This window comes from Janthinobacterium sp. GW821-FHT03C10 (assembly GCF_059420865.1).
In genome coordinates this window covers 165,347-191,177 of the sequence record NZ_JBWKUN010000007.1, presented here as the reverse complement: position 1 = coordinate 191,177, position 25,831 = coordinate 165,347, and the positions used below count along the sequence as shown (strand labels likewise).

Below are 25,831 nucleotides of genomic sequence, written 5' to 3'. Positions count from 1 at the left end.
GTATCAGAAGATGAAGGGCAGCAGGCGGTACTTCACCTGGCGCATGTAGACGCGATAGCGCACGTCGGCGGACAGGAAGCGTTCTTCGCGCAGCAAACGCGCCACCATCATGGTTATCGTCGCGACATAGGTGACGGTGTTGGCGGCCGAGGTATTGGCCAGCAGGTAGCCGCTCAGGGAAATCAGGTAGCTGGCGTACAGCGGATGGCGTATCACGCGGTAGACGCCGCCCGTCTTGATCTCGCGCTGCGCCGCCACCAGGCCGAAGCTGCGGTTCAGCGACAGCAGGCCGGCGATCTGCAGCAGGCTGCCGACGGCCAGCAGGTAGCGGGCGCCGGGCCAGATGGCCATGTCGGCGGGGGACAGGAGGAAGGGCGCGAAGGTGGCGCCGATGGCCAGCAGCCAGTCGCCCGCATCGGTGGAGACGCTGACGGGGGCCGAACGCACGATGAAGAACAGGGCGGCCAGGGTTTCGGCGGCGCAGAACAGCAGATAGCTCCAGTCGCCGCTGTGCAGGAATCCCACCACGTGGGCGCTGGCGAAGAACGCCCACAGGCCGGCCATGGTGATGCTGGTAAACAGGCTGGCGCCGCGGGAGTGGCAGAGGGTGGCGAGGGTGTCCATGGTCGTGTCCTTGGGTGGCGGGCAGGCGGCGCGTTTCAGCGCAGACTCCACAGGTGGGTGTAATGCAGGAACACCTGCAAGCCGGTGCCGCTGGCGATGGCGAAGGCGTAGGCCAGCTTGCCGGTGGCCGGCGGCGGCTCGGCGATCGTGGCGGCGCCGCCGGCAAGGCTGTGCAGCAGCGCGCCCAGCATCATGTGGTACGTGTTTTTCAGCACCTGGCGCAGGCGCTGGCCGGCCAGCGCGGCGGCCAGGGCCAGTACGCCGCCGCACAGGAAGGTCAGCAGGGCCGCTTCGAGCACGGCGTCGGGACCGAGGAAGGCACCGCACATGGCCATCAGCTTGACGTCGCCGGCGCCCAGGGCGCGCAGCAGGTACATGGGCAGCAGCAGGGCCAGTCCGGCGGCGGCGCCGGCCAGGGCTTGCAGCAGTCCCAGGCCGCCGAAGGAGGCGTCGAACAGGCCGCTACCTGGCGGCACGAAGCTGTTCAGGATCAAGCCCGCCAGCGTGCCCCACAGCACCAGCCGGTTCGGGATGCGGCGCGTGCGCAGGTCGTGCCACAGGGCGCTGGCGAGCAGGGTGGCCAGCACGGCCAGGCACAGCAGCATGGGCAGGTGGGCGTTCATGACGTCAGTCCTTCCTTGCCCATGCAGGGCGCCGTGGCCACGTGCATGGCCGGCGCCGCGGCCTGGCTGCCCAGCAGCCGTCCCACCAGGCGCCATACCAGCGCCGCGCCGGCCGCGCCCACATAGCCGTCGAGCGCATAGTGCCAGCCCAGGTGGATGGAGCCGAGCAGGATCAGCACGGCGAAGGCGGACAGGGCGATCCCTGCGGCGCGGCTGACCTTCCAGCCCATGATGGCCATCAGCACGGCCGTGGCCACATGCATGCTGGGCATGGCGGAGATACCCAGTTCGCCGTTCGCGCCCTTGCTTTGATAGCCTTGCCACAGCATGTCCTGCACCTGCAGGGCCCAGACGGGGACGTGCTGGTTGGCGTCATGCAGGTAGGCCATCAGCGGCGCATACGGATCGTTGGCGTGCAGGTGGCCGTAGTAGCAGGGGCCGACCGAGGCAAACAGCACGGCCAGGATGCTGCCGAGGACGATCCAGGTCAGCGCAAAGCTGAGCAGAAACTGCATGCGCAGCAGCGGGCGGCGCGTGTCGAGGATCAGCCAGTACAGGATGGCGTAGAACAGGAAGAACCAGAAGTGGTAGCTAAAGTTGAGCAAGCCCGTGACGAGCGGATGGCCCAGCAGCGGTTGCAGCCTTTCCCAAGGGGCCATGCCGCCATGCAGCGCGACGTCCCAGGCGGACAGGGTGGCATCCCAGGTGTAGGGATGCAGGCGCGGGATGGCGCCCTTGAAGACGGTGAAGCTGGAGGCGAAGACGGGGATCAGCAGCATGGCCGGCAGCGCGTGCAGCAGGCGCTCGTTGCTCAGGTAGCGGCGCAGATCGTGGTACAGATAGTGGCACAGGCGGTGCGGGCGTTTCATCACCATGACGTGGATGGTGTAGCCGCACAGGATGAAGACGGGACCCGTGAGGATGGCCACGAGGAAGCCGGCCAGCACGTTGAGGATCTCCGATGCGCTGGGCAGGCCGCCGGCCAGCAAGGTCGCCGCGGCGGCGTACAGCAGCACGATCAGCAGCAGGGCGCGGTGGGTGCGCAGCGAGGCGCGCAGGGCGTTCATGACAGAGCCAGGACCACTTGGTCCTTGACGTAGACAAACAGCAGCTTGACCTGGTCGCCCAGCACGGTGATCGTGACCACCAGCACTGCCGCGATCAGGCCCGCCAGCAACGCGTATTCGATCGCTGTGACGGCGGACTCGTCGGATAAACGGCTGAAGAGAGATTTCACGATGGGCCTCGCTAGGCGGTATCAAGGTGGGCGTGCCGGGAATATGGGGAAGCGTAGTCCGGGCTGGCGCTGGGCCGGCCCGGACCGCACCGCATCAGCCATTGGCGGTGGTGAGTTTGGTGCCGATGGTGCTGAAGGTCTTTTTCAGCTGCGTGCCGACGATGGTGATGGCGGCGATGATCACCACGGCGATCAGGGCGGCGATCAGGCCATATTCGATTGCGGTGACGCCATCTTCTTCGCGGATAAAGTTTTTGATGAGGTTCATGACAACTCCTGGTGGTGGTTAAGGTACAACGGTGGATAAAACGACATGACAACTGTGCTGCTGCTGTGCGCTGGCGTCATGGGCTTTCGCCCAGTGCCAGCAATCCGATGATGCAGACTACCGCCATGAGGGCCGCCACCAGGGCATAGCGGTAGAACGCAGCCTTCTCCTTGCCCTGTAGATAGGTGATCAGGGCAGTCGGAAGAAACTTGTCAAGGCGCATGCTGTGCTCCGTGTCGTGGTGGGCCGCTGCGGTAATCTGCACTCCGGTAACACCACTATAGAATTTGCCAGCTTGATCTACATCAGAAGAACATCCTTTTATTGCAAGGAGGAACTGCTTGTTTTTTTCGTGACAATTGTCATGGTCGAGTCTGGCGCGCAGGCGCAGGGGCGCAGGCCGCGCCGCTGGCTGGCGAAGGGGGCGGCGGTGAGGGAAGGCGCGGCCGTGCGGCGGCCGTGCAGGAGGACAGTGGCGTCAGGCGCCGGGCGGCAATTGGCCCAGCTGGTGCTTGGTGGCGTAGGCGTACAGTTCCAGGCGGTTGTACACGCCCAGCTTGCGGTAGATCGACGTCAGGTGATTGCGCAAGGTGTGTTCGGAAATGAACAGCTGGTCCGCCAGCAGCTTGGCCGGCGTGCCGCTGCCGTGCACCAGCGCGGCGATGATCTTTCTTTCCTTGAGGGTCAGGCTGGCGATGGCGATGGCTTGCGCCGAGCCACCGCCGGGCTGGGTCAGTTGCGTCAGCATGCGTCCCAGCATCGCGTGTTCCAGCCACAGCTCGCCCTGGTACACTTTTTCGATGGCCTTCAGGACCATTTCCGCGGGCGCATCCTTGCTGACGATGCCGCGCGCGCCTTTCAGTACCGTCTGGTCCAGGATGGCCTGGTCGTGGCTGGCCGTCAGCACCAGCACGCGCGTGCCGCCGCACTGCGCCAGCGCGGGCAGGATGGCCAGCGAGCTGATGCCGCCCAGGTCCAGGTCCAGCACGATCACATCCGGTTGCAGCGCCTTCGCCTGCTCCAGCGCCTCGGCGCTGTCGGAGGCCGTGGCGACCACGCGCATGCCCGAGTGCTCGCCGCCGATCAGCCGCTCCAGGCCCCACAGCATGGTCTTGTGATCGTCCACCAGCATGACGCTGATGACATGGCTGGCCGGTGGCACGTGGCGTAAGTCGTTCATATGGGGATCTCGATCTGTACGGAGGTGTTGCCCAGCATGCCATGCGTGACGCGGGCCGTGCCGCCCAGGGCGGCGGCGCGCTCGGCCAGCGAGTCGGGCAGGAAATCGGGGACGTGCGCGGCGGCGCATTCGTTGTCGATGCTGATGTGCAGCGCACCCTGCACGCAGGTCAGCTTGACGGCGCCGTGGCGCGCCGACGTATGCTTGCGGATATTGCTCATGCCTTCGTTGACGATCTGGAACACCTCGGCCGCCAGGCGGTCGTTGATGTGCAGGTCGCCTTCGATATGCAGGGCGATGTCGATGCCATAGAATTCGCGGATCTGCGTGGCCTGGCGGCGCAGCGCGACCAGCAGTTCCGGCTCGCTTTGCACCTGGCCGTTCTTGAACGTGCGCGCGTAGCTGCGCAGGTCGGCGATCACCTGGCCCGACATGATGATCAGTTTTTCCAGTTCGGGCAGCAGCGGGTTGCCCGGCGTGGCTTCGTTGCGCAGGGCGGCCAGGCCGTGGCGCAAGCCGATGTACGGCTGCACGGCCGTGTCGTGCAGGTCGCGCGCGATCTTTTCGCGCTCGCGCGAGGCCGCCTGCGACGCCAGGCGGTCGAGCAGGTCGATGTTTTCAATGACGGGAAACGCCTGCGCGCCGATATGGCTGAGAAACAGGGCATCCGTCTTGCTCATGCTGGTGGCGGACACGATAAAGATGCGGCCTTTGCCATTGCGCAGGGGCAGCGGCGCGCTGATGAAGGCGTGCGCTTCGAGCAGCTCGGCCAGGCGGGCGCCCGCCGCGTCGTCGTGCCGCAGCCAGCGCCCGCTGTCGGGATCGAGCATGCGCGCGCCGCCCGTCCACGGCAGCCAGCGGCCGGCGGGCTGGTTGTACAGGGCGATTTTATCGTGCGGGAAAGCGAGCAGGGGGCTGGCCGCGTCGTCGCTGAGCAGCGAACTGGTATGCACGACGGTCGTGCCCGTTTGAATCACGCTGCGCAGCGACCAGACCCGCGTGCCCTTGTCCTGCATGATCAGCAGGCAACTGCGGCCGTTGAAATAACTGCGGGTTTTTTCCAGCACCGAGGTGATGGTCTGGTCGACGCCGAAGCGCGGATTGGACAACTGGCTGACATCGCGCAGCAGCGCCAGGTGGCTGCGCTGGGTGATGGCCGAGCCGCCCCAATAGGCGATCATGTAGCCGAGCGCCAGCAGGAAGGTGGTGCGCAGCAGCAGGCGCGACAGTTCCGCCCCCGTTTCGCCGAACAGGGCGGTGGCGGCGAACAGGCCGGCCGAGGCCAGGGTCACGCGCGCGCCTTCCTCGAAGCCCCGCTGGAACGACGAGGTCAGGATGGCAAAGAAAAAAAACAGGAAGAATAAATTGTTGTGGCTGCTGGTGGAAAACACGATCAGCGCATACCAGGCCACGTCGAGCCAGTACAGCAAGATGTCCTGGGGCAGGCTGAAGCCCAGCACGGCCAGCACGTAGAGCAGCAGGCTGTGCATGGTGTAGGCGGAAAAGATCAGCCAGGTGATCTTGCTCAGCTTGCCGGCGCTTTCGGGATCGATGAACAGGGTCAGCAAGGTGGCGCTCGACAGCAGCAGGCGCATGCCGTTGACCATGGTCGTATCCATGCCGGCACCCGGCAAGCCGGATCTGAGGGGAGGATCGAGATTCACAAGCGCTCCTGGCCATGTGCCGCATGGGGGCGCCATGCGCAGGGATAGATACCACAGATAAATTCTTGTTATTGTTGCTGCAATCAATAACGAGTCTACCCACCTGCCGTAAAGATGTCTACTGGAATCCTTTGCCCTGCGTTGCTTTTTTTATAGCGGCTGCACCATCACGCGGTTGCGCCCGGCGCCCTTGGCCAGGTACAGGGCGCGGTCGGCGGCGCCGATCAGGGCGGAGATGGTCGGCTGCTGCTGCGGGTGCTGGGTGGCGATGCCGATGCTGACCGTGATGTGCTTGGCGTCATTGACCGTCTTGGCATGCGGAATGCGCAGCTCGGCCACGTGCTCGCGGATCGACTCGGCCATGCGCAGCGCCTGCGCCGCGTCCGTGTCGGGCAGGATGGCGGCAAATTCCTCGCCGCCATAGCGCGCCAGCAGGTCGGTGGGACGCTGCAGCATGGCGGCCAGTTCGGCCGCCACGCGGATCAGGCAGCCGTCACCCTGCTGGTGGCCGTAATGGTCGTTGTAATCCTTGAAATGGTCGATGTCGATCATCAGCAGCGACAGGGGGCTGCTCGTGCGCATGGCGCGCCGCGTTTCCTTTTCGATCGCCACGTCGAAGTGGCGGCGGTTGGCGATGCCCGTCAAGCCGTCGGAAAAAGTTTGCGAACGCAACACCATGGTTTGTTCGCGCAGCAGCTTTTCGCGGCCCACGGCGATGGTGACGTCATTGATCTGGATCAGGCAGTGGCGCGGCGAACCGGGCAAATTGATCGGCGTGACGGCGATCGCCTGCTGCATGCGCTCCTCGCCGTCGTTGCCGCCTGCGGCCGCGCCATGCGTGTACAGGGCAAACGGCGCCTTGTGCAGGGTTTGCGACAGCAGCGACTGGAAATTGTCGCGCAGGGCCTGGGTGATGGCCGAATCGATGCGCTTGTGGCGCAGTTCCGGAAAGACGGCGAAGAATTCCTGGCCCAGCACGGCGTCGGCCTGGCGGGCCGAGTGGCGCGCCATCCATTGGTTCCACAGCACGATGCGGTGCTGCTCGTCGAGCACGATGGCGCCCAGGTTCACGGCACCGAGTATGCTCTCGAGCAGGGCGAGTCGGTGTAAGGCATCCGGCATGATCGTCACGCCTGTCCCAGGACCTTGGCCAGATAGTGGCTGACCTGCTGTTTCAGGTCGTGCAAGGCGGACAGGTCGAGCACGAACGCCACATAGCCGTGGATCTGGTGCTTGGACAGCACGAAGTCGATATGCAGCATCAGCACGACGGCGTCGTCATCCTGGCCGCCGAACGAGGACAGGATTTCCGCGCTGGTGCCCACGTGGTACAGGGGCAGCGAGCCATGCAGTTCGCTGTCGAACAGGTTGGCCAAAGTCCCCACGCAGGAATTGAGGATGATGTTGCCGATCTCGCTCATCGCCTCCTGTTCCATCTCCGTCAGTTCCTGCAGCGGCATGGCGTCGCCCACCATCAGGCGCACGATTTCCAGGCTCTTGTCTTCCGGGAACATCAGGATGGCTTCCGTGGCGAAAGCGCCATCGTAATGCTGGCTGACGCCGCAGATGCGTTCGCCATCCTTCTTGCTACCGAGCAAGGCGGCCGCATCGGCACGGTTCAGGAACGTGATCGACGGCACCGACATGGTGACTTCTTCATTGACGATCTCGCTCATCGCGGCCGCCGCATGGCCCACCCCGATGTTGAATATCTCCACGAGGGCATCGTTTTCCAGTTCGGAGAGATTGACCATGCTCACAGTCCCAGTGACTCGATCAGCTGGTGGATGCGGGTTTCCGTGATCGGTTTTTCCATGAAACCGACTTGCATTTCGCTGGCACGGTTGCGGATGGCGTTTTGCACGTTCGCCGTGACGAGAACGATGTGCGTTTGCGGGCACAGCACGCGCAATTGTTCCGCCGCCGCCACGCCGCCCATGCCGGGCATATTGACATCCAGTAATATCAGCACAGGGCTGACTGTCTTGACTTTTTCCAGGGCTTCCTCACCCGTCGCCGCCTCAATCACTTGCCAGTCGGCATGTTTGCTGAGGATGAACTGATGCGACATCAAACGTGAAACCCGGCTGTCATCGACAACAAGTACCTGTTTACTGTGATTCATTGGCTATTCCTGAAACGTCATATCGGTCAATCGTGCCATTTTCGCATATTTTAGAGGGCATAGAGAGTAATTGGCTGGGGAGTTGCCCTGGGGCAAAGCTTTTTCGGCTGCCTGTTGTATTCCATCGCATGGCCCGTCATCATGGCCGGCTGGCCGGGCTGGCAATCCGTTAAAATAGCGGGATTCCTCACTTTAGCCCTTTTTTGCCATGACCCAAGACGAATTGAAGCAAGCCGTAGCCCGCGCCGCCATAGCCTATGTGGTGGACGGTGAAATCATCGGTGTCGGCACCGGTTCCACCGCCAACTTTTTCATCGATGAACTGGCCAAGATCAAGGACCGCATCAAGGGGACGGTCGCGTCGTCCGAAGCGACGGCAGCGCGTCTGGCAGGCCATGGGATTCCCGTCTTCGACCTGAACGACGTCGAGTCGATCGCCGTCTACATCGACGGCGCCGACGAGATCACGGCCAGCGGCGCCATGATCAAGGGCGGCGGCGCGGCATTGACGCGCGAGAAGATTGTTGCTTCCGTAGCGAAACAGTTCGTCTGCATCGCCGACGGCTCCAAGCTGGTGGAAACCCTGGGCGCCTTCCCGCTGCCGGTGGAAGTGGTGCCGATGGCGCGCGCCGCCGTCTCGCGCCAGCTGGCCGCGCTGGGCGGCACGCCCCGCTTGCGCCTGAAGGCCGGCAGCACGGAAGCATTCATCACGGATAATGGCGGCGAGATCATCGACGTGCTGGGCTTGCAGATTGCCGACCCGGTGGCGCTGGAGCAGCAGATCAATCAGATCGTCGGCGTCATCGCCGTCGGCCTGTTCGCCGTGCGCGGCGCGAATGTCTGCCTGCTGGGCATGCCGGAAGGCGTGCGTACGCTGGCCTACTAAGACGATAGCCGGCGTTCGCCGGCGTTTGCATCTGACCTACACGGCGGCCCCTTGCGGGCCGCTTGTCATGTGCGCCTGGCGGTACACGGCCACGGTGCGCAGCAAGCCGCCGAGGAAGATGCCGCTGAAGCAGCCATAGGCGAGGCAGACGGGCAGCATGAAGCCGCTCGCATGGGCATAGGCCGGTGCGATGGCCAGGGTCACGGCCACCGCATATTTCAGGCAGAAAATACTCATCATCAGGATCAACGGCACCCAGCTGCCGGGACGCTGCACGCTGCTCCGCGCGGGAATGGCCACGATGGCGTCTGTCTTGGTCAACGACCATGCCAGCGCCGCGCCGGCCAGTGCGCCGGCGCCCCAGGCGAACGGCGCTACGCCGGCCAAACCGAAGCTGCCATGCACGCCGCTCAAGGACAGGGTCAGCATGACCAGGGGAATGATGCACAGCTTGCGCAAGCTCACTTCGCGCGCGCGGCTGGCCAGCACGCCCCGGTAGACGAGCAAGCCCAGGATGGCCCAGACGTAGAGGGGAGTGTGGCTGAAGATGTGCTGCAACATGGTGTCCGCCTTTGGAGTGAGGTTGTCGATGGACGTACTGTGCCAGCGGGCGGCAGGGGCGGCGAGCGGGGTGCGACGAAACGGGAAAGGTCAGCCGTGAAACAGCGTCAGGCGGCGTGAAACGGGGAGGGATGAAACAGCCCGCGGCGCGGCGGCCACGGGCGGGAATGCTGAAAAACTTATTCCGTTGGCGGCACGTAGCCCATGGCGGCATCGGCGCCATCGCCGAAGAAATGCTTTTCCATCTGCGTGGCCAGGTATTTGCGGGCGCGCGCGTCGGCCAGGTTCAAACGGTTTTCATTGACCAGCATGGTCTGGTGCTTGAGCCAGGCGGCCCACGCTTCTTTCGACACCGATTCGTAAATCTTCTTGCCCAGTTCGCCCGGGTACGGCGGGAAGTCCAGTCCTTCGGCTTCCTTGTTGAGTTTGATGCAGTGGATCGTGCGGGCCATCTGTGCTCCTGAATCAGTGTAGAGATAAAGCGTGATTATAAGGCACTTTGCGCCTGCCCTCGCGGGGCCGTCGCGACCGGGCCACGCGCCGTTTGCCGGGCGCTTGCGCTGGATCAAATTTGATCTGCGCCGCCCTAGCTAGTAAGATGCCTTATCGCGCCAGCCGCTGGCGGGCCTCGTCCAAGCAAGTAGTAACAATTAACCAATATGGAATCCCTATGACCTCAGTGAAAGTCCATGGCATCGACGTCAGCAATACAGGCAGCTTTGCGCTGTTTGGCGGCATCAATGTGCTCGAATCGCGCGATCTCGCCATGCGCGCCTGCGAAGAATATGTGCGCGTGACGCAAAAACTGGGCATTCCCTATGTGTTCAAGGCCAGTTTCGACAAGGCCAACCGTTCCTCGATCCATTCCTATCGCGGCCCTGGCCTGGAAGAAGGCATGCGCATCTTCCAGGACGTCAAGGCGGCGTTCGGCGTGCCCGTGATTACCGACGTGCATGAGCCATGGCAGGCGCAGCAGGTGGCCGAAGTGGTGGACGTGCTGCAATTGCCCGCCTTCCTGGCGCGCCAGACGGACCTCGTCGTGGCCCTGGCGAAAACGGGTAAAGTGATCAACATCAAGAAGCCGCAATTCCTCAGCCCTGGCCAGATGGCCAATATCGTCGAGAAATTCAAGGAAGCGGGCAACGACCAGCTGATCCTGTGCGACCGCGGCACTTGCCTCGGCTATGACAACCTGGTGGTCGACATGCTGGGTTTTGGCGTCATGAAAAAGACCTGCGACGACTTGCCCATCATCTTCGACGTCACGCACGCCCTGCAGCAGCGCGATCCCGGCGGCGCCGCTTCGGGCGGCCGCCGCCAGCAAGTGGCGGACCTGGCCCGCGCCGGTTTGGCCGTCGGCATCGCCGGCCTGTTCCTGGAAGCCCATCCTGATCCCGACAACGCCCGCTGCGACGGCCCCAGCGCCTTGCCGCTGGACCAGCTGGAACCGTTCCTGGCGCAATTGAAGGCGCTCGACGACCTGGTGAAATCGTTTGCCCCGCTGAACATCAAGTAAGGATGTTTCAGTAAAGAAAAAGCCCGGCATGCCGGGCTTTTTCACGTGTTACAGGGTTTTAATTAAGACTTGCGATTTGCGTTGCCAGTTATACATATGCTGGCGGTCCTTCGGCAGATCGTCGACGGTGGCCGGCACGAAACCGCGTTTCTTGAACCAGTGCGAGGTGCGCGTGGTCAGCACGAACAGTTTGTTCAGGCCGGCGGCGCGCGCGCGGTTTTCCATGTGTTTCAGGATGCGTTCGCCGTCGCCCTGGGCTTGCACTTCCGGGTTCACCGTCAGGCATGCCATTTCCGCCATCTTTTGCGCGGGGAAGGGGTACAGGGCGGCGCAGCCGAAGATGACGCCGTCATGCTCGATGACGGAGAAGTAATCGATTTCGCGTTCGATCAGCTCGCGGCCCCGCTTCACCAAAGTGCCGTCCGCTTCCAGCGGTTCGATCAGTTTGATGATGCCGCCCACGTCTTCGATGGTGGCCTGGCGCAGGCTTTCCAGGTTTTCATGGCTGATCATGGTGCCCACGCCATCATGGGTAAACAATTCCAGCAGGGCCGAACCGTCCATCGAGAAGGGCACGATGTGCGAGCGCTCGACGCCGTTGTGGCAAGCCTTGACGCAATGCTTCAGATAAAACGCCGTGGCGTCGGGCAGAAAACCGGCCATCAGCACGGCTTCGGCCTGGTGCGACGACAGTTCGCGGATTTCCACGCCCGTGGCGTCTTCCATCATCGGCGTCTCGGTAATAAAGATCAGCTTGTCCGCGTGCAGGGCGATGGCGGCGCTGCACGCCACGTCTTCCATGGTGAGATTAAACGCTTCGCCGGTGGGCGAGAAGCCCAGCGGCGAGAGCAGCACCAGGCCGTCCGAACCGAGGATGGAGTGGATGGTTTCGGCGTCGACCTTGCGCGTGATGCCCGTCAGTTCCAGGTCCACGCCGTCGATCACGCCCAGCGGGCGCGCCGTGATGAAGTTGCCGGAAATGATACGGATGGCCGCATGCGACATGGGCGTGTTCGGCAAGCCCTGGCTGAACGCGGCCTCGATATCGAGGCGCAGTTCGCCGGCCGCTTCCTTTGCGCATTCCAGCGCGGCGATGTCGGTGATGCGCACGCCGTTGTGGAAGCGGCCTTCGACATTACGCAAGGCCAGTTGTTCCGCCACCTGCGGCCGCGAGCCGTAGACGACGGTGACATTGATGTCCAGCGCATGCAGCAGGGACAAATCATGGGCCAGCACCTGCAGCGCCCCGGCGCTGACGAGTTCACCGGGGAAGGCGACCACGAAGGTCTTGCCGCGAAAGGCGTGGATGTAGGGCGCGACGGAGCGCAGCCATTGGACGAATTGGGTAGGGTTTTCCATTAAGCGCATTATAATTCGCTGCGCGATGTGCGCGCTTAAAATACCTGTAAAAAACAATGTCTTCAGCCAGCAATAAGTCTTCCCCTCCTTCCACCGTTGCAAATGTGCCCGCCAGTGGGGGGGTTGCCACGCCTGCCGCCACGCCTGCGCAAGGCCGATCACGCCCGCCCGTGAGCCAGCAAAGGCAGCAGCCGCCACGCGCGGAACAGCAGAAAGAGCAACAGCGACAGCAACAGCAGCAGCGCGCGCCGCGTCCGCCGCGCGAGGGGCAGGCGCCGCGCGATGACCAGGCCAGCCGCGAAAGCCGCGAGAGCCGTGATGCGGCCCGCGCCGCGCGCGAGGCGGAAAAGGCTTTCCGCAATCCGCTGCCACCGATTACCTATCCGGAAGACTTGCCCGTCTCGGGCCGGCGCGAAGAAATCGCCAAGGCGCTGATGGAAAACCAGGTCATCATCGTCTCGGGCGAGACGGGTTCCGGCAAGACGACGCAGCTGCCGAAGATTTGCCTGGAACTGGGACGGGGACAGAAGGGCATGATCGGCCACACCCAGCCGCGCCGCATCGCCGCCTCGTCGACGGCCAAGCGCATCGCGCAGGAACTGGGCACGCCGCTGGGCGAAACCGTGGGTTTCAAGGTGCGCTTTACCGACACCCTGAGCCGTGGCGCGTCCGTCAAGCTGATGACGGACGGTATCCTGCTGGCCGAGACGCAGACCGACCCGTTGTTGAAAAATTACGACACCATCATCATCGATGAAGCGCACGAACGCAGCCTGAACATCGATTTCCTGCTCGGCTATCTGAAACAGCTGCTGCCGCGCCGGCCCGACCTGAAGATCATCATCACTTCGGCCACCATCGATGCCGAGCGCTTCTCGCGCCATTTCGGCACGCCGGAAAAACCGGCGCCCGTGATCGAAGTGTCGGGCCGCCTGTACCAGGTGGAAGTGCGCTACCGTCCCGTGGAGCGCGAGCAGGTGGCCATGCCGGGTGCCGCGAACGCGGACAAGCCCGGCCAGCGCACGGCTGCCGCGCGCGAAAAACGCGACCTGATGGATGCCGTCGTCGATGGCGTGGAAGAGCTGTGCCGCATCGGCTCGGGCGACGTGCTGGTGTTCTTGCCGGGCGAGCGCGAAATCCGCGACTGCGCCGAGGCGCTGCGCAAGCACCATCCGCCGCACGTGGAAATCCTGCCCCTGTTCGCCCGCCTGTCGGCCGAAGAGCAGGAGCGCGTGTTTAAAACCAGCAATGCGCGCCGCATCGTGCTGGCCACCAACGTGGCGGAAACCTCGCTGACGGTGCCCGGCATCCGCTACGTGGTCGATGCTGGCCTGGCGCGCGTGAAACGTTACAGTTACCGGAACAAGGTGGAGCAGCTGCAGGTCGAGCCGATCGCCCAGTCGGCCGCCAACCAGCGCGCCGGCCGTTGCGGCCGCGTCGCCGACGGCGTCTGCATCCGCCTGTACGAAGAGCAGGATTATCTGCTGCGGCCCAAGTTCACGGAGCCGGAAATCCTGCGCTCCTCGCTGGCCGCCGTCATCCTGCGCATGAAGTCCCTGCACCTGACGGACGTGGAAACCTTCCCCTTCATCGAGCCGCCGCTGGCGCGCGCCATCGCCGACGGCTACCAGCTGCTGCAGGAACTCGGCGCCGTCGATGAAGTCAATAAACTGACGCCGTTGGGCAACAAGCTGGCCAAGCTGCCGCTGGACCCGCGCGTGGGCCGCATGATCCTGGCCGCGCTCGATAACGCCTGTCTGACGGAAGTACTGATCGTCGCCTCCGCGTTGTCCGTGCAGGACCCGCGCGACCGCCCGATGGAGCACCAGCAGGCGGCCGACGAAGCGCACAAGAAATTCGCCGATGAAAAGTCGGAATTCCTCAGCTACCTGAAGATCTGGCGCTGGTTCGAGTCCGCCATCGAGCACAAGAAAACCAACCGCCAGCTGCAGGACAATTGCCGCACGAATTTCCTGTCGCAGATGCGCTTGCGCGAATGGCGCGACGTGCACTCGCAGCTGCTGACCATCGTCAAGGAACAGGGCTGGCGCCTGAACGAAGCGCCTGCCACCTACGACAACTTGCACATGGCCTTGCTGACTGGCTTGCTGGGCAATATCGGCTTCAAGGGCGAGGACGAGCCGGGCGCGGGGTATCTGGGTGCGCGCGGCATCAAGTTCCATATCTGGCCCGGCTCCTCACTGCTGAAAAAGCCGGGCAAGTGGATCATGGCGGCCGAGCTGGTCGACACGACGCGGCTGTACGCGCGCTGCGTGGCGCAGATCCAGCCCGAGTGGCTGGAAAAAGTGGGCGAGCACCTGCTGAAGAAATCGTGGGGCGAGCCGCGCTGGGAAAAACGTTCGGCGCAGGTGACGGCATCGGAACGGGCGACCTTGTACGGCCTGGTGGTGTACAGCCAGCGCCGCATCAACTACGGCAATTTCAACTTGCCGGAAGCGCGAGAGATCTTCATCCGCGATGCCCTCGTCGGGGGCGACTTCGACACGCGCGCGCCCTTCTTTGCGCACAACCACAAACTGATCAAGGATATCGAAAACCTCGAGCACAAATCGCGCCGCCTGGACGTGCTGGTCGACGATGAATTGATCGCCGCCTTCTACGACAAGCTGCTGCCGGCGGACGTGTGCAATGGCGCCGGTTTCGAGAAATGGCACAAGGACGCCACGCGCGAAAACCCGAAGCTGCTGTATTTGAACCGCGAAGAGCTGATGCGCCACGAGGCGGCCGGCGTGACGACGGACCTGTTCCCGAAAACCATGTCCGTGACGGGCCTGGAAATGGGACTCACGTACCACTTCGAGCCAGGCAGCGTGCGCGATGGCGTGACCTTGAGCGTGCCCCTGTATGCCTTGAACCAGTTGCCGCGCGAGCGCTGCGAATGGCTGGTGCCGGGCATGCTGAAGGAAAAAGTGCATCTGCTGCTCAAATCCTTGCCGCAAAAGCTGCGCCGCCACTGCGTGCCGCTGCCCGATTATGCGGCGAAATTCTGCGAGCGCGTGCATGAGGCGGGCGTGTTCGGCCGGGGCGACCTGATCGATGCCATCATCCTCGATATCCGCACGCAGATCACGATCAACGTGCTGACGACGGATTTCAAGCCGGAAACCCTGCCGGCCCATCACTTCATGAATTTCAAGGTGATCGACGAGCATGGCCGCCAGCTCGACATGGGCCGCAACCTGGCCACCCTGCAGGCGGAATTCGGCGGCCAGGCGCGCCAGAGTTTCCAGAAGCTGGCCGAAGTGTCGGGCGTTTCCGGCACGGGCACGCCCGGTGCCAAGGTGGCGGGCGCGCAAGTGGCGTCGCGGCTGCAGGCACAGGCCACAGTTGCGGCAGGCAAGGGGGCGGCTACTGCCGCTGCGGCCGCGCCGGCGTCAGGCAATGCCACCGTCTCGCAGCACATGGGCTTGACGGCCTGGACCTTCGGCGAATTGCCGGAACTGCTCGAAATCGTGCAGGGCAAGCTGACCCTGATCGGCTTCCCCGCCCTCGTCGACAAGGGCACGCATTGCGACCTGGAAGTGTTTGACGACCCGACTGTGGCCGCCCGCACGCACAAGATCGGTTTGCGCCGTTTATTTGCGCTGCAAATGAAGGAGCAGATCAAGTACGTCGAGAAAAGCATTCCCGGCTTGCAGCAGATGGGCATGCAATTCATGGCCCTGGGATCGCAGGAAGAGTTGCGCGAGCAAATCATCAACAAGGCGCTCGACATCGCGTGTTTGCAGGATCCGCTGCCGCTGGATGCCGCCTCGTTCGCCAAGCGCCAGGCCGAAGGCAAGTCGCGCCTGGTCTTGCTGGTCAATGAAATCGCCCGTTTGCTGTCGCAAGTGCTGACGGAATTCCACGGCTTGCCCAAGCGGCTGCAAAACATTCCCGCAGCGGCGGCCACCGATATCCAGGCGCAGCTGCAGGGACTCGTGCACAAACGCTTCCTGACGGAAAACGAGTACACGCAACTGGCGCATTTCCCCCGCTATCTGAAGGCGATCAATGTGCGCCTGGAAAAACTGCGCGCCGACCCCGCGCGCGACACCAAGTTGATGGCCGAATGGCAATCGGCCGCCGCGCCGTATCTGCGCCAGGCCAAGGACCGCCAGGCCTGCAAGAACACGGACCCGAAGCTGGTCGATTTCCGCTGGATGCTGGAAGAACTGCGCGTGTCCCTGTTTGCGCAGGAACTGCGCACGCCGATGCCCGTGTCTGCCAAACGCTTGCAGAAGGTATGGGAATCGATGCAGCGGTAGGTCGGATTAGCGCGTCCGCAGGGCGTGCGTAATCCGACGTCATCGTTGGGCGGGCGATGGGGCGGTGGATGGTGTGCTGCTGTTAACGGTGTCGCTGGTGGTGTCGGATTACGCGGCTGCGCCGCTAATCCGACCTACCCGACCTACCCGACCAGTACGACCAGTGCGACCAGTGCGACCAGTGCGACCAGTGCGACCTGTCCGGTCTGCCCGACTTACGTTCTATCTTTATTGAGATCATCATCGCTGAGCGATGAGCGCGAGCCGCTCTGGCTGCTGGTGCCGGCGCGGCTGCCGCTCATGGAGCTGCCGGACAGGCTGCCTTCGCTGCCCGATTGCAGGCTGGCGCCGCCGCGCAGGTCGCTGCCCGATGGCATGCGGCTGCCGGCCATGGCGCCGCTGCTGTAACGCGTGCCGCTGCCATAGAACGCTTCCATCTGCTGGTTCCAGGCATCGCTGCCCATGTCGGGCCAGTTGTTCTTGTCGAAGCCGGGAGCGTTTTTCAGCAGGTCTTTGTCCACGTTGAGCAGGAAGCGCTTGTTGACGGTGTCCAGGGTCAGGCGTTCCCAGGGCACGGCAAACAATTTGTCGCCCATGCCCAGGATGCCGCCGAAGGACAGCACGGCATACGCGATCTGGCCCGTGCGCATGTCGAGCATGATTTCCTTGATGTCGCCCAGCTCCTCGTCGTTGTGATTGTAGACTTCGTCCCCGATCAGGGTGTCGGCCCCCATCAGGGCTGGCCCGGGGCCGTCGTGGTTGCGGTACATGCCCAGGATGTCGCGGTCCAGGTAGCTCATGGTGTTCTCTCCTCTGGTGAAATGCTGATCGAACATCCAGATTAAGCATACGCACCTGTTCGCGGTTGATCTGCCTCAATGGTGTCTGGGGCACTTTTATGCGTGTGCAAACGTACGGTGTGGTCGGCCAATTGCGGTACTCTATGCATTCTACGGAGGAGGCCGCACATGCTGACGATGCAACGATGCAGAGGGATGAACTTGCGGTACGCTCCACCACGACATGCGCGCCGCGCGCCATGGTAAAGCCCGCCGCCAAATGGCTGCGCGGGCTATTGCGCGCCGGTAAGGCGCAGCAGCGCACGGCGACCAAACTGGCCAAGGTGCTGTTCGGGCCCGTGCCGGCCAAGCCCACGCCTAAACCTAAATCTAAACCCCGCGGCAAGCCCGTGGTCAAGACCAGGCCGACGCCGCGCGTCAGGCCCGCCGGCGACGCCGTGCCCTCGCTGGCGCCGTTTGCCACGCCCCTGTCGCCGCCGCGCGTGCGCAAGCGAACGGCGCCCCCGCCGGGCAAGTGGCTGGCCGCCCACTATGCGCCCTTGCCGGAGCTGGGGCAGTTGCCGGGCCGGCGCCTGCCTTATTTTTTGTACCTGCCCGAGAAAGCGCCGAGCGCCGCCATGCGCAGCCGGGGCCGGCCGCTGCTGGTGATGCTGCACGGCTGTGAGCAGAGCGCCACGCAGTTTGCCGACGGCACGCGCATGAACCGCCTGGCCGAGCGCAAGGGCTATGCCGTGCTGTATCCGCAGCAATCGCTGCGTTCGCATGCGCGCCGCTGCTGGAAGTGGTACGACAAGCTGACGCAGGAGGGCGGCGGCGACGTGCGCCTGATCGTCGGCGCCATCGAGCAGGTGGCGGCCCGCTATGCGATCGACCGCGCGCGCATCTATATCTGCGGCATTTCCGCCGGCGCCGGCATGGCGCATATCGTGGCGCTGAACCATCCCCATCTGTTCGCCGCGCTGGGCCTGCATTCCGGGCCCGTGTTTGGCGCCGGGCATAACCTGATCGGCGCGCTGGGCGTGATGCAGCATGGCGCCGCCGCCCGCGCCGATGCGGCCATCGATGAAGTGCTGGCGCGCCAGCCCGCGTTCCCCCGCCTGCCCACCATCCTGCTGCAAGGCCTGGCCGACAAGGTGGTGCGGCCCATTAACCAGACGCAGCTGGTGCGCCAGAGCGTGCGCGTGAACCGCATGCCCTTGGACACCGTGGTGACGGCGCAGCGCCTGCTGGGCGGTGCGGCGGGCGGGCGCAATCCGGCCCATGCGTACGCGCTGCACGATTATCAGGTGGGCAAGGAGGTGCTGCTGCGCGTGGCGCAGGTCGAGCACCTCGAGCATGCGTGGAGCGGCGGCGACGCCAGCCTGCCGTTCAACGACAAGGCCAAGCCCGACGCCAGCAAGATGCTGCTCGATTTCTTCGCCAGCCACCGCCGCCGGTAAGCGGCCGCGCCGCGCGCCGACTGGTACGCATCGTTCTTCCCTCCTCGGCATGCCCGCGCCAGCGCGCCGGCATGCTGGCCGTGCCCTTTTCAGGGCAGGTGCCATTGCCGCAGTGCCATGGAATTATCGTAAGTGGTATTGTTGCGGTATTTAAAAAACACAAAAATCGGCGTTAAAAATGCGAACTGGTATACAATTGGTACACGTTTTCAGTGTGAAGCCGTGTCCGCCGTCCCATGCCCCGACGGCGGGCATGCACTGACGGCAGCCACCCACGTTACGGAACGCGCCATGTCCATCAAGTCCAAGCAGTTGCTGTGGTTTTTTGCGTTTTTTCTCGTCTTTGAACTGAATATCTATCTGTCGAACGACATGATCATGCCGGCGATGCTGGGCATCGTCGACGAATTCAAGGCGGAGGAAAAATTCGTCCCCCTGTCCCTGAGCCTGTATCTGCTGGGCGGCAGTTCCCTGCAGATTTTCCTGGGGCCATTGGCCGACTGCATCGGCAAGCGCAAGCTGGTACTCACGGGCAATACCTTGTTCCTGCTGGCCACGCTGGCCGTGCCGTTTGCCGTTTCCATCGAGCAATTTCTCGCCGTGCGCTTCATCCAGGGCATGGGCTGCTGTTTCATCTTCGTCGGCTATGCCATGATCCACGAGCTGTTCGACGACATGGCGGCCGTCAAGCTCAGCAGCATTCTGTCGAGCACCACCATCCTCGCGCCCCTGGCCGGTCCCATCCTCGGCAGCGCCATCATCAGCCGGCTGGACTGGCGCTACGTGTTTTTCCTTTCCGGCCTGCTGGCGCTGCTGTCCCTGCTGGGCCTGTTCAAGAGCATGCCGCGCACGGCGCCGGCGGCCACGCGCCTGGACCTTGCCGCCATCGTGCGCAGCTATGCCGCCATTTTCAGCAACGGACGCTTCATGTTCGGCATGTTCACGGCCGGGCTGGCCACCGTGCCCCTGACGGCCTGGATCGGTTTTTCACCCATCTTCGTGCTGCAGGAAATGGGCGCGTCCTACGCCACCTATATCGCGCTGCAATGCGTGATTCTGTCGGGCTTTGTCCTCAGCAGCATCGCCATCCAGCGCCTGCGCCAGGATTTCCCGCTCGTCTCCCTGCTGCGCATGGGCGGGCTGATCGCGGCGGCCGGCATGCTGGGCGCCGGCGCGGGCCGCCATCACGTCGATGTGTTTGCCGCTTGCATGTTTGTCTATTCCATCGGCTTCGGCCTGTTCAACGGCGCCTTGCTCCGCAGCGCGATCACGGCCAGCAAGGAGTCGATGACACTGACGACGGCCGCCATGAGCTTGCTCTACTGCATTTATCTGTCCGCCTGGCTGCAGCTGTACAACGTGCTGTGCCAGCGCTTCGGCTATGCGCTGGAAACGTATGCGCTGCTGAATATCCCCGTCATCGTGGTCATCGCCGCCTGCCTGCTGTTGTTTACGCGGGGCATGGCGGGGCGCCGGGAAAGCGAGGTGCGGCTGGCCCGGCACTGATGGCGCAACGATGCGCGTGTTGTCGACCTTGTTTTACCTCCTGCGACGTTTATTGACACTCTCCTGCGGAAAATGGTGCGCCCATGAAAATAGATGACCTGGCCTCAAAACACGATCAAGCAAAGATTTTCAACCTGGAATACGAGTTCCGCATCAACCGGCTGAAGCTCGATTACATCACTCTGGCCGATATGCGGCCCCCTGGCATTGATCTGGAACAACTGGCCGCGGAACACCAGGCGGGCATCGCCGCCCTGCGCAGCTTCGTCGGCCTGAACTTCAACCATTTCAATGCGGCAAGCTGTTCCTCGCTCAGCTGCATCCCCACGCGCGCCCTCGGTGACGACGAGCGCTACCTGCACCGCATCTGGATGGGCGGACCGCTGCCGGCCATCGCTGCCGAGGCGATCGGGCAGTGGGGCGCGGCGCTGGAAGAAGTGCGGCACAACGGCGGCGCGCCGTATGTCTCCATCCTGTGGGTGTGGGATGCGCAGCAGCTGCGCAATGACGAACGCTTCAGCCCCACGGGCGGCGCCGGGCGTTACACGATAGGCCGCTACGCCATCGGCGGCACGACCCTGCACATCAACTCGCTGCGCGCGCTGGCGCTCGATTTCGCACCGGCCCGCTTCGACATCCTCGACACCCTGCATACGCAGCGCTACTTCGCCACCTTGTCCGATTATTTCCGCATCCTCATCATGTGCGAATACGGTGGCATGTACATGGATGTCGATACGATCCCGCACAATCCGGCGACGATTTTCCTGATGAAGCCGGAAGTGCCCGATTATTTCCAGCGCGGGGAAGGCGAGGGCGAGGAGCGCCGGCATGTCAGCTGGATGAATCTGTTTCTCGATGAAACGGGCATGCTGATCGCCAAGAAGAACGACGCCGCGCTGCGCGTGATCCAGCGCAATGTGAACCTCGCCTATGCGGGTATCGCTGCGCAGGTTCCCCGTTCCTGTCCGCAATTCGAGGCGCAGCTGTTCGGCCAGTTCTATGCCGAATGGAAGAAAAACCTGGGCGTGACCCTGCTCAGCCATGCCGAGTTCTACCAGCGCTATTGCGTGCTGTACGACGGCGTGCGCGAAGCGGTGGCGGGCGGCATCCGCGGCATGCGGCTGCTGGACGATATCATTACCGACATGCACATCCCCTTGAGCGACGAAGAGCGGCGCGCGTATGCGTGCTGCGTGGCGCGGCTGGCCGACATCGACTGGCAACTCGACGATCCCTTGCGCCTGCCCGACATTGTCGACGTGTTCGACATCGAGGAAGTGCCGCGCATGGCGTATGCGGCCCAGCTGCGGGCGGACATCGATCACTTCCACTATTACTCGGTGCTGTCGGACGACCCGCAGCTGGACCGCGTGAATGCCGTCTTTTGCCGCTACCTGCTGGCCCACCGTTCGCAGCATATTGCCGCCGGCAATTTCTGGCGCCCCACCGTCGGCCGCCACGGCAGCCGCATGCCTGCCGTCAGCGATGCTGCCCCGCCCGGTGACGAGGCGCAGGCGGGCTTGCTGTCGCATGCGCCGCTCAAACTGGTGGCGGGCGAACTGCTGGGCGACGAGACGAAGAACCGCATGGCCAAATTGCTGTTTGCCACCAGCTACCTGGAATATTGCTCGTTCGGCAATAAACTCAATCTGCAGTTCGTCGAATTGCAGCGGCGGCAGAACATCGATCCGTATCTGGCGCACATCCACGGCCTGCATGACGAGGATGACCGCTTCATCGGCTTTTTCACGGCCGCGACGATGGACGAGTTCCAGGCCTGCGGCGCCGTGTCATATTACCGCGATGACATGAAGGCGCTCGACGATGCGTATGACGCCTTCGTGCTGGCGCATGCGCGCGCCGACGACTGTTTCGTCAGCAGCCTGGCCATCGACGAGAAATACCGGGGCCAGGGCCTGTTCCGGCAAATGTTCCATGAAATCCGCGACCTGGCCAGCCGCAAGGGCTGTGCGCGCATCACCCTGACGGTGTGGGAAAAAAGCGAAGCGCTGCAAGTGTACCTGCACAAGGGTTTTCGCAGCGTGGGCACGTTCGACTATGCCTACAGCCTGTTCTATGACCGGCTGCATTTCCTCGTGTATGAGGGTAACTGAGGGGTAACTGAGGGAGAACAGGGGCGGCCGGCAGCCGCCCCGTGATGCCGCTTACAAGGCCAGGAAGGCCAGGCCCGCCACGGCCGTCGGCAGCAGGGCGCCCGCCAGCAGGCCGACGGCGCCGATCGATTCATCCTTGAAGCCGCGGCGCAGCAGGGCCACGCCGGCCGGGTTCGGCGCATTGGCGATGACGGTCAGGCCGCCGCCGGCCACGGCGCCCGCCATCAGCATGTATTTCGCTTCGTCCGTCATGCCGACGATCAGCGAACCGAGGTAAGTGAGGGCTGCATTGTCCGTGATCGCCGTCAAGCCCAGGGCGCCGAAGAACAGGGCCAGCGGTTTCAGGCTGGAAACGATGGGCTGCAGCCACCATTGCTGCATACCGCCCAGTACCACCAGGCCGCCGAGGAAGAAGCCGACCAATAAACCTTCCTTGAGGATCAGCGGGCTTTGATAGCGCTCATACGCCTGCACGAAGCCGAGGAAGAACAGGAACAGGCCGATGAACAGCACGGGATGGTGCGCCAGGGTCACGACGCCGGCCAGCACGATCATGTGCACCAGGCTGACGGCCAGCGGCACTTTCGGCGCTTCGACTTCGCCGGCCTTCGGCTTGATGTCGGAGGTGTTGCTGTGCAGATATTTGCGCAGCAAAATGCTCACGCCCGTGGCGTTGACCAGCACGGCGATGGCGGCTTTCCAGCCGAAATGGGTGGCCATGAAGGCGCTGTCCCAGTTCCACGTGGTGGCCACCATCAGCACGGGCGGCGCCGCATACGAGGTGAGGGTGCCGCCGATGGAAACGTTGACGAACAGCACGCCCAAGGCGCCGTATTTCAGCCATTCAGGGATGCCCGGACGAAAGATTTGCGGCGCCAGCATCAGCGCTGCCAGGGTCATGGCGGCCGGTTCCGTGATCAGGGAGCCCGTCAGGGGCACGAGCGCCAGGCCCAGCCAGACGAGGGCCAGTTCCGTGCGCAGCGGCATCACGCGCGCCACGCCTTTCAACAGGCGCTGCACGGCGTCCAGCACGGGGCGCGAGGCGGCCACGACCATGACGACGAAGACGAACAGCGGTTCCGTGTAATGGCGCGACTCGGCATACTCGATGGCCGCATCGCTGCCCGAGACAAAGGCCATGATGATGATCAGGATGAAGGCCCAGAAGCCGAACACGACTTCCACTTCGCCCAGCAAGTGCAGCAAGCCCGCATGGCGGGGGTGGCGCCGCGATAATGTCTCAAACGACTTGGCGGCGAAGGTGTGGATGAGCGCAAGGCCGAAGACGATGGCGCTGATAATTTGGATGGTGGTCAAATGCGTTTCCTTATGGACGGAGGAAGCCGCCCGGTGCATTGCCGAGCGGTAAGGAGAGTGCTTATGGTACAGCAATCGATGCGGGAAACGGGGTTTTTCGGACATGGCGGAGCGGCCCCGGGCACGCCATCTGGCAGATAAGCCTTGCCAAAAGCAGGGCTGGATAGTACTGTATATGCATACAGTATTCATCTTCATATTCAATTATGCAACATTCCCAATTGATGGCGTCGCCGGAAGCCTTGCACCCGTCTTTATGGCGCGCATCGCAGCTGGGCCAGGGCGCCGCGCGCTGCCTGGACACGGGCTTTGCCGCCCTGTCGGCGCAGCTGCCCGGCGGCGGCTGGCCCAGCGGCAGCCTCATCGATCTGCTGGTGCAGCAGCCGGGCAGCGGCGAATTGCGGCTGCTGGCGCCCGCGCTGGCGCAGCTGCCGGGCTTGCCCATCGTGCTGCTGCAGCCGCCCCATCCGCCGCAGGCGCTGGCCCTGGCCGCGCAGGGGCTGGCGCCGTCGCAATTGCTGTGGCTCAAAAGCGCCGGCAGCAAGGATGCCTTGTGGGCGGCAGAAAACATCTTGCGCAGCGGCACGTGCGGCGCCCTGCTGTTCTGGCAATCGCACGTGCGCGCCGACAGCCTGCGCCGCCTGCACCTGGCGGCGCAGTCGGGCAACACCCTGTTCTGCATGCTGCGCCCGCTGCACGGCGCGCAGGATGCGTCGCCGGCGCCGCTGCGCCTGTCCTTGCGCCCGGCCGCCGGCGGCATCGAGATCGGCTTCATCAAGCGCCGGGGACCGCAGCGCGACGCGCCGTTGTTCCTGCCCCTGCAACCTCCTTCTTTATTGCTGCGCCATGCGACTCTGGATCGGCCTGTACCTGCCCCGGCTCCCGCTCGAAGTGTTTTGCCCGCGCTGGTCGGCTGACAGCCTCGGCGTGGTGCTGGAGCAGGAGCAAGTGATGGCCCTGTCGCCGCTGGCGCGGGCGGCCGGCATCCGGCCGGGCATGCGCCGCGCAGGCGCGCTGATGCTGGCGCCGCAGGCGCGTTTGCACGAACGCTTGCCCGAGCTGGAGGCGCAGGCCCTGCAGGCGGTGGCGCTGGCGTTGCTGCAATATTCGCCGCTGGTGGCGCAGGGCGAGGAAGCGACCCTGCTGGTCGACGCGGGCGCCAGCCTGCGCCTGTTCGGCGGCGTGCGCGCCCTGTGCCGGCACATCGCGGCCAGCTTGCGCGCACTCGGCTACACGGCCCAGCTGTCGTGCGCCCCCACGGCGCGCGGCGCCTGGCTGCTGGCGCGCGCTGGAACGCGCCGGGGCCGGACCTTGAGCATGGCCAGCCTGGTGCGCCGCCTCGACGGCCTGCCGTGCGCCTTGCTGCCGCCCGCGCGCCCCTGGCTCGACTGGTTCGAGGGCATCGGCTGCCGCACTCTGGGGCAGCTGCGCCACTTGCCCCGGCCCGGCCTGCAGCGCCGTTGCGGCGGGGCCTTGCTGGACATGCTCGACGACGCGCATGGCCACAGCACGGAACTGTTCGTCTGGCTCGAAGCGCCGCCCACGTTCCGCGCCAGCCTGGAACTGTTCGACCGCGTCGAGCACGCCGACGCGCTGCTGTTCGGCGCGCGCCGCCTGCTGCAGCAGATGACGGGCTGGCTGTGCGCGCGGCAATTCGCCGTCGAGCGCATACAGCTGCTGCTGGCGCACGAGCGGGGCAGGGTGGCGCGCCCGCCCACCGTCATCGACCTGGCGCTGGGCGAGGCCGTCTGGCGCGACGAGCACCTGGTGCGCCTGCTCAAGGAGCGCCTGGCGCAGCTGGCGCTGGACGCGCCCGTGATCGGCCTGACCCTGGAAGCGCTGCAGGTGCAGCCGATGGCGCCGCCCAGCGATAGCCTGTTCCCCGAGCCGGGCGGCACGCCGCAGGAGCGCCAGCGCTTGCTGGAATTGCTGGTGGCGCGCCTGGGCATGGACAATGTCCTGCAGGCCGCGCCGCGCGCCGATTACCGCCCCGAAGCGGCCAACCGGTGGCTGCCTCTGCCGACCAAGCCGGCTGGAAAAAACGCGCTGCCCGACTTGCCGCCCGGCTTGCCCGGCATGCCCCGTCCCGCCTGGCTGCTGGCCCAGCCCATCGCCCTCCTGATGCGTGAGCACCGGCCCTTCTATGGCTCGCCCCTGAAAATGGTGTCCGTTGCCGAACGCATCGAGGCGGGCTGGTGGGGCCAGTCGCAGGCGCGCGATTATTTTATTGCGGAAGGCCGCGACCACGCCCATTACTGGGTCTACCGCGAACGCATCGCCGGCAGCGGCGAAGACGCCGCGCCGCGCTGGTTTTTGCATGGCTTGTTTGGCTGAAGGCGCT

Annotated in this window: 24 protein-coding genes; 8 read left to right on the top strand and 16 right to left on the bottom strand. The window is 64.2% G+C overall.

All coding sequences use genetic code 11. The features are described 5' to 3' along the window. Nucleotides 1–3 precede the first annotated feature (3 nt). The 11 genes from AC07VH_RS22850 to AC07VH_RS22800 form a co-directional block, all read right to left on the bottom strand. The gene (locus tag AC07VH_RS22850; protein ID WP_475416833.1) at nt 4–624 is read right to left on the bottom strand and encodes a methyltransferase family protein; all 621 of its coding nucleotides are present in this window, start codon (nt 622–624) and stop codon (nt 4–6) included. Nucleotides 625–659: 35 nt separating this feature from the next. Next, nucleotides 660–1,247 (bottom strand): A24 family peptidase, encoded by a 588-nt coding sequence (locus AC07VH_RS22845; RefSeq protein ID WP_475416832.1) that lies wholly within the window; start codon nt 1,245–1,247, stop codon nt 660–662. Then, nucleotides 1,244–2,314, bottom strand: coding sequence for a phosphatase PAP2 family protein (locus AC07VH_RS22840; RefSeq protein ID WP_494789055.1), 1,071 nt, complete (start codon nt 2,312–2,314; stop codon nt 1,244–1,246). The genes AC07VH_RS22845 and AC07VH_RS22840 overlap by 4 nt, the downstream gene beginning before the upstream one ends. Next, nucleotides 2,311–2,484 (bottom strand): Flp family type IVb pilin, encoded by a 174-nt coding sequence (locus AC07VH_RS22835; RefSeq protein ID WP_071654391.1) that lies wholly within the window; start codon nt 2,482–2,484, stop codon nt 2,311–2,313. The genes AC07VH_RS22840 and AC07VH_RS22835 overlap by 4 nt, the downstream gene beginning before the upstream one ends. Nucleotides 2,485–2,578: 94 nt before the next feature. Beyond that, on the bottom strand, nt 2,579–2,752 hold the full coding sequence (locus AC07VH_RS22830) for a Flp family type IVb pilin (protein WP_071322445.1): 174 nt from the start codon (nt 2,750–2,752) through the stop codon (nt 2,579–2,581). Nucleotides 2,753–2,828: 76 nt separating this feature from the next. Further along, complete coding sequence (locus AC07VH_RS22825; RefSeq protein ID WP_157814672.1) at nt 2,829–2,975, bottom strand: hypothetical protein; 147 nt, start codon at nt 2,973–2,975, stop codon at nt 2,829–2,831. Nucleotides 2,976–3,230: 255 nt separating this feature from the next. Then, nucleotides 3,231–3,932: a response regulator gene (locus AC07VH_RS22820; RefSeq protein WP_475416830.1), complete on the bottom strand. Its 702-nt coding sequence runs from the start codon at nt 3,930–3,932 to the stop codon at nt 3,231–3,233. Then, nucleotides 3,929–5,596, bottom strand: coding sequence for a sensor histidine kinase (locus tag AC07VH_RS22815; protein WP_494789054.1), 1,668 nt, complete (start codon nt 5,594–5,596; stop codon nt 3,929–3,931). The genes AC07VH_RS22820 and AC07VH_RS22815 overlap by 4 nt, the downstream gene beginning before the upstream one ends. Before the next feature lie 150 nt (nt 5,597–5,746). Continuing rightward, on the bottom strand, nt 5,747–6,718 hold the full coding sequence (locus AC07VH_RS22810) for a GGDEF domain-containing protein (RefSeq protein ID WP_494789053.1): 972 nt from the start codon (nt 6,716–6,718) through the stop codon (nt 5,747–5,749). A gap of 5 nt (nt 6,719–6,723) precedes the next feature. Next, complete coding sequence (locus AC07VH_RS22805; protein WP_475416827.1) at nt 6,724–7,350, bottom strand: chemotaxis protein CheC; 627 nt, start codon at nt 7,348–7,350, stop codon at nt 6,724–6,726. A 2-nt stretch (nt 7,351–7,352) separates the two neighbouring features. Continuing rightward, on the bottom strand, nt 7,353–7,721 hold the full coding sequence (locus AC07VH_RS22800) for a response regulator (protein WP_475416826.1): 369 nt from the start codon (nt 7,719–7,721) through the stop codon (nt 7,353–7,355). 208 nt (nt 7,722–7,929) lie between these two features. Between AC07VH_RS22800 and rpiA the strand changes: the two genes are divergently transcribed. After that, nucleotides 7,930–8,607 (top strand): ribose-5-phosphate isomerase RpiA, encoded by a 678-nt coding sequence (gene rpiA / locus AC07VH_RS22795; protein WP_489630102.1) that lies wholly within the window; start codon nt 7,930–7,932, stop codon nt 8,605–8,607. A 36-nt stretch (nt 8,608–8,643) separates the two neighbouring features. On the opposite strand, the gene AC07VH_RS22790 is transcribed toward rpiA, so the two are convergent. Continuing rightward, nucleotides 8,644–9,168 (bottom strand): DUF6622 family protein, encoded by a 525-nt coding sequence (locus AC07VH_RS22790; protein ID WP_475416824.1) that lies wholly within the window; start codon nt 9,166–9,168, stop codon nt 8,644–8,646. A gap of 179 nt (nt 9,169–9,347) precedes the next feature. Continuing rightward, nucleotides 9,348–9,620 carry an oxidative damage protection protein gene (locus tag AC07VH_RS22785; protein ID WP_034750797.1) on the bottom strand — a complete coding sequence of 91 codons (273 nt, stop codon included), beginning with the start codon at nt 9,618–9,620 and terminating at the stop codon, nt 9,348–9,350. 218 nt (nt 9,621–9,838) lie between these two features. Between AC07VH_RS22785 and kdsA the strand changes: the two genes are divergently transcribed. Further along, nucleotides 9,839–10,684 carry a 3-deoxy-8-phosphooctulonate synthase gene (kdsA, locus tag AC07VH_RS22780; RefSeq protein WP_034750794.1) on the top strand — a complete coding sequence of 282 codons (846 nt, stop codon included), beginning with the start codon at nt 9,839–9,841 and terminating at the stop codon, nt 10,682–10,684. Nucleotides 10,685–10,732: 48 nt separating this feature from the next. On the opposite strand, the gene argA is transcribed toward kdsA, so the two are convergent. Beyond that, nucleotides 10,733–12,043, bottom strand: a complete 1,311-nt coding sequence (gene argA, locus AC07VH_RS22775) for an amino-acid N-acetyltransferase (RefSeq protein ID WP_046685875.1) — start codon at nt 12,041–12,043, stop codon at nt 10,733–10,735. 104 nt (nt 12,044–12,147) lie between these two features. On the opposite strand from argA, the gene hrpA reads away from it, so the two are divergent. After that, the gene (hrpA, locus tag AC07VH_RS22770) at nt 12,148–16,311 is read left to right on the top strand and encodes an ATP-dependent RNA helicase HrpA (protein WP_494789052.1); all 4,164 of its coding nucleotides are present in this window, start codon (nt 12,148–12,150) and stop codon (nt 16,309–16,311) included. Between the two features lie 215 nt (nt 16,312–16,526). Here the strand turns inward: hrpA and AC07VH_RS22765 are convergent, their stop codons facing one another. Continuing rightward, on the bottom strand, nt 16,527–17,111 hold the full coding sequence (locus AC07VH_RS22765) for a PRC-barrel domain-containing protein (protein ID WP_070221465.1): 585 nt from the start codon (nt 17,109–17,111) through the stop codon (nt 16,527–16,529). Between the two features lie 239 nt (nt 17,112–17,350). Here AC07VH_RS22765 and AC07VH_RS22760 point away from each other — a divergent pair, with 239 nt between their 5' ends. The 3 genes from AC07VH_RS22760 (at nt 17,351) to AC07VH_RS22750 (ending at nt 22,173) form a co-directional block, all read left to right on the top strand. Beyond that, nucleotides 17,351–18,550 carry an extracellular catalytic domain type 1 short-chain-length polyhydroxyalkanoate depolymerase gene (locus AC07VH_RS22760; RefSeq protein ID WP_494789051.1) on the top strand — a complete coding sequence of 400 codons (1,200 nt, stop codon included), beginning with the start codon at nt 17,351–17,353 and terminating at the stop codon, nt 18,548–18,550. A gap of 291 nt (nt 18,551–18,841) precedes the next feature. Continuing rightward, nucleotides 18,842–20,056, top strand: a complete 1,215-nt coding sequence (locus AC07VH_RS22755; protein ID WP_494789050.1) for an MFS transporter — start codon at nt 18,842–18,844, stop codon at nt 20,054–20,056. Between the two features lie 83 nt (nt 20,057–20,139). Further along, on the top strand, nt 20,140–22,173 hold the full coding sequence (locus AC07VH_RS22750) for a GNAT family N-acetyltransferase (RefSeq protein ID WP_494789049.1): 2,034 nt from the start codon (nt 20,140–20,142) through the stop codon (nt 22,171–22,173). A 51-nt stretch (nt 22,174–22,224) separates the two neighbouring features. On the opposite strand, the gene AC07VH_RS22745 is transcribed toward AC07VH_RS22750, so the two are convergent. Beyond that, nucleotides 22,225–23,490, bottom strand: a complete 1,266-nt coding sequence (locus tag AC07VH_RS22745; RefSeq protein ID WP_070310952.1) for a putative Na+/H+ antiporter — start codon at nt 23,488–23,490, stop codon at nt 22,225–22,227. Between the two features lie 206 nt (nt 23,491–23,696). Here AC07VH_RS22745 and imuA point away from each other — a divergent pair, with 206 nt between their 5' ends. Both imuA and AC07VH_RS22735 read left to right on the top strand, forming a co-directional pair. Further along, entirely contained in the window at nt 23,697–24,407 is a 711-nt protein-coding gene (imuA, locus tag AC07VH_RS22740; protein WP_494789048.1) for a translesion DNA synthesis-associated protein ImuA, read from the top strand. Then, complete coding sequence (locus AC07VH_RS22735; protein WP_494789047.1) at nt 24,337–25,824, top strand: Y-family DNA polymerase; 1,488 nt, start codon at nt 24,337–24,339, stop codon at nt 25,822–25,824. Before imuA ends, AC07VH_RS22735 begins: the two co-directional genes overlap by 71 nt. Nucleotides 25,825–25,831: the final 7 nt, after the last annotated feature.

Excerpts from the sequence above, each read along its gene's own strand:
- AC07VH_RS22850 (WP_475416833.1), bottom strand. The coding sequence starts at position 624 with ATGGACACCCTCGCCACCCTCTGCCACTCCCGCGGCGCCAGCCTGTTT.
- AC07VH_RS22845 (WP_475416832.1), bottom strand. The coding sequence starts at position 1,247 with ATGAACGCCCACCTGCCCATGCTGCTGTGCCTGGCCGTGCTGGCCACC.
- AC07VH_RS22840 (WP_494789055.1), bottom strand. The coding sequence starts at position 2,314 with ATGAACGCCCTGCGCGCCTCGCTGCGCACCCACCGCGCCCTGCTGCTG.
- AC07VH_RS22830 (WP_071322445.1), bottom strand. The coding sequence starts at position 2,752 with ATGAACCTCATCAAAAACTTTATCCGCGAAGAAGATGGCGTCACCGCA.
- AC07VH_RS22825 (WP_157814672.1), bottom strand. The coding sequence starts at position 2,975 with ATGCGCCTTGACAAGTTTCTTCCGACTGCCCTGATCACCTATCTACAG.
- AC07VH_RS22820 (WP_475416830.1), bottom strand. The coding sequence starts at position 3,932 with ATGAACGACTTACGCCACGTGCCACCGGCCAGCCATGTCATCAGCGTC.
- AC07VH_RS22810 (WP_494789053.1), bottom strand. The coding sequence starts at position 6,718 with ATGCCGGATGCCTTACACCGACTCGCCCTGCTCGAGAGCATACTCGGT.
- AC07VH_RS22805 (WP_475416827.1), bottom strand. The coding sequence starts at position 7,350 with ATGGTCAATCTCTCCGAACTGGAAAACGATGCCCTCGTGGAGATATTC.
- AC07VH_RS22800 (WP_475416826.1), bottom strand. The coding sequence starts at position 7,721 with ATGAATCACAGTAAACAGGTACTTGTTGTCGATGACAGCCGGGTTTCA.
- rpiA (WP_489630102.1), top strand. The coding sequence starts at position 7,930 with ATGACCCAAGACGAATTGAAGCAAGCCGTAGCCCGCGCCGCCATAGCC.
- AC07VH_RS22790 (WP_475416824.1), bottom strand. The coding sequence starts at position 9,168 with ATGTTGCAGCACATCTTCAGCCACACTCCCCTCTACGTCTGGGCCATC.
- AC07VH_RS22785 (WP_034750797.1), bottom strand. The coding sequence starts at position 9,620 with ATGGCCCGCACGATCCACTGCATCAAACTCAACAAGGAAGCCGAAGGA.
- kdsA (WP_034750794.1), top strand. The coding sequence starts at position 9,839 with ATGACCTCAGTGAAAGTCCATGGCATCGACGTCAGCAATACAGGCAGC.
- argA (WP_046685875.1), bottom strand. The coding sequence starts at position 12,043 with ATGGAAAACCCTACCCAATTCGTCCAATGGCTGCGCTCCGTCGCGCCC.
- AC07VH_RS22765 (WP_070221465.1), bottom strand. The coding sequence starts at position 17,111 with ATGAGCTACCTGGACCGCGACATCCTGGGCATGTACCGCAACCACGAC.
- AC07VH_RS22760 (WP_494789051.1), top strand. The coding sequence starts at position 17,351 with ATGGTAAAGCCCGCCGCCAAATGGCTGCGCGGGCTATTGCGCGCCGGT.
- AC07VH_RS22755 (WP_494789050.1), top strand. The coding sequence starts at position 18,842 with ATGTCCATCAAGTCCAAGCAGTTGCTGTGGTTTTTTGCGTTTTTTCTC.
- AC07VH_RS22750 (WP_494789049.1), top strand. The coding sequence starts at position 20,140 with ATGAAAATAGATGACCTGGCCTCAAAACACGATCAAGCAAAGATTTTC.
- imuA (WP_494789048.1), top strand. The coding sequence starts at position 23,697 with ATGCAACATTCCCAATTGATGGCGTCGCCGGAAGCCTTGCACCCGTCT.
- AC07VH_RS22735 (WP_494789047.1), top strand. The coding sequence starts at position 24,337 with ATGCGACTCTGGATCGGCCTGTACCTGCCCCGGCTCCCGCTCGAAGTG.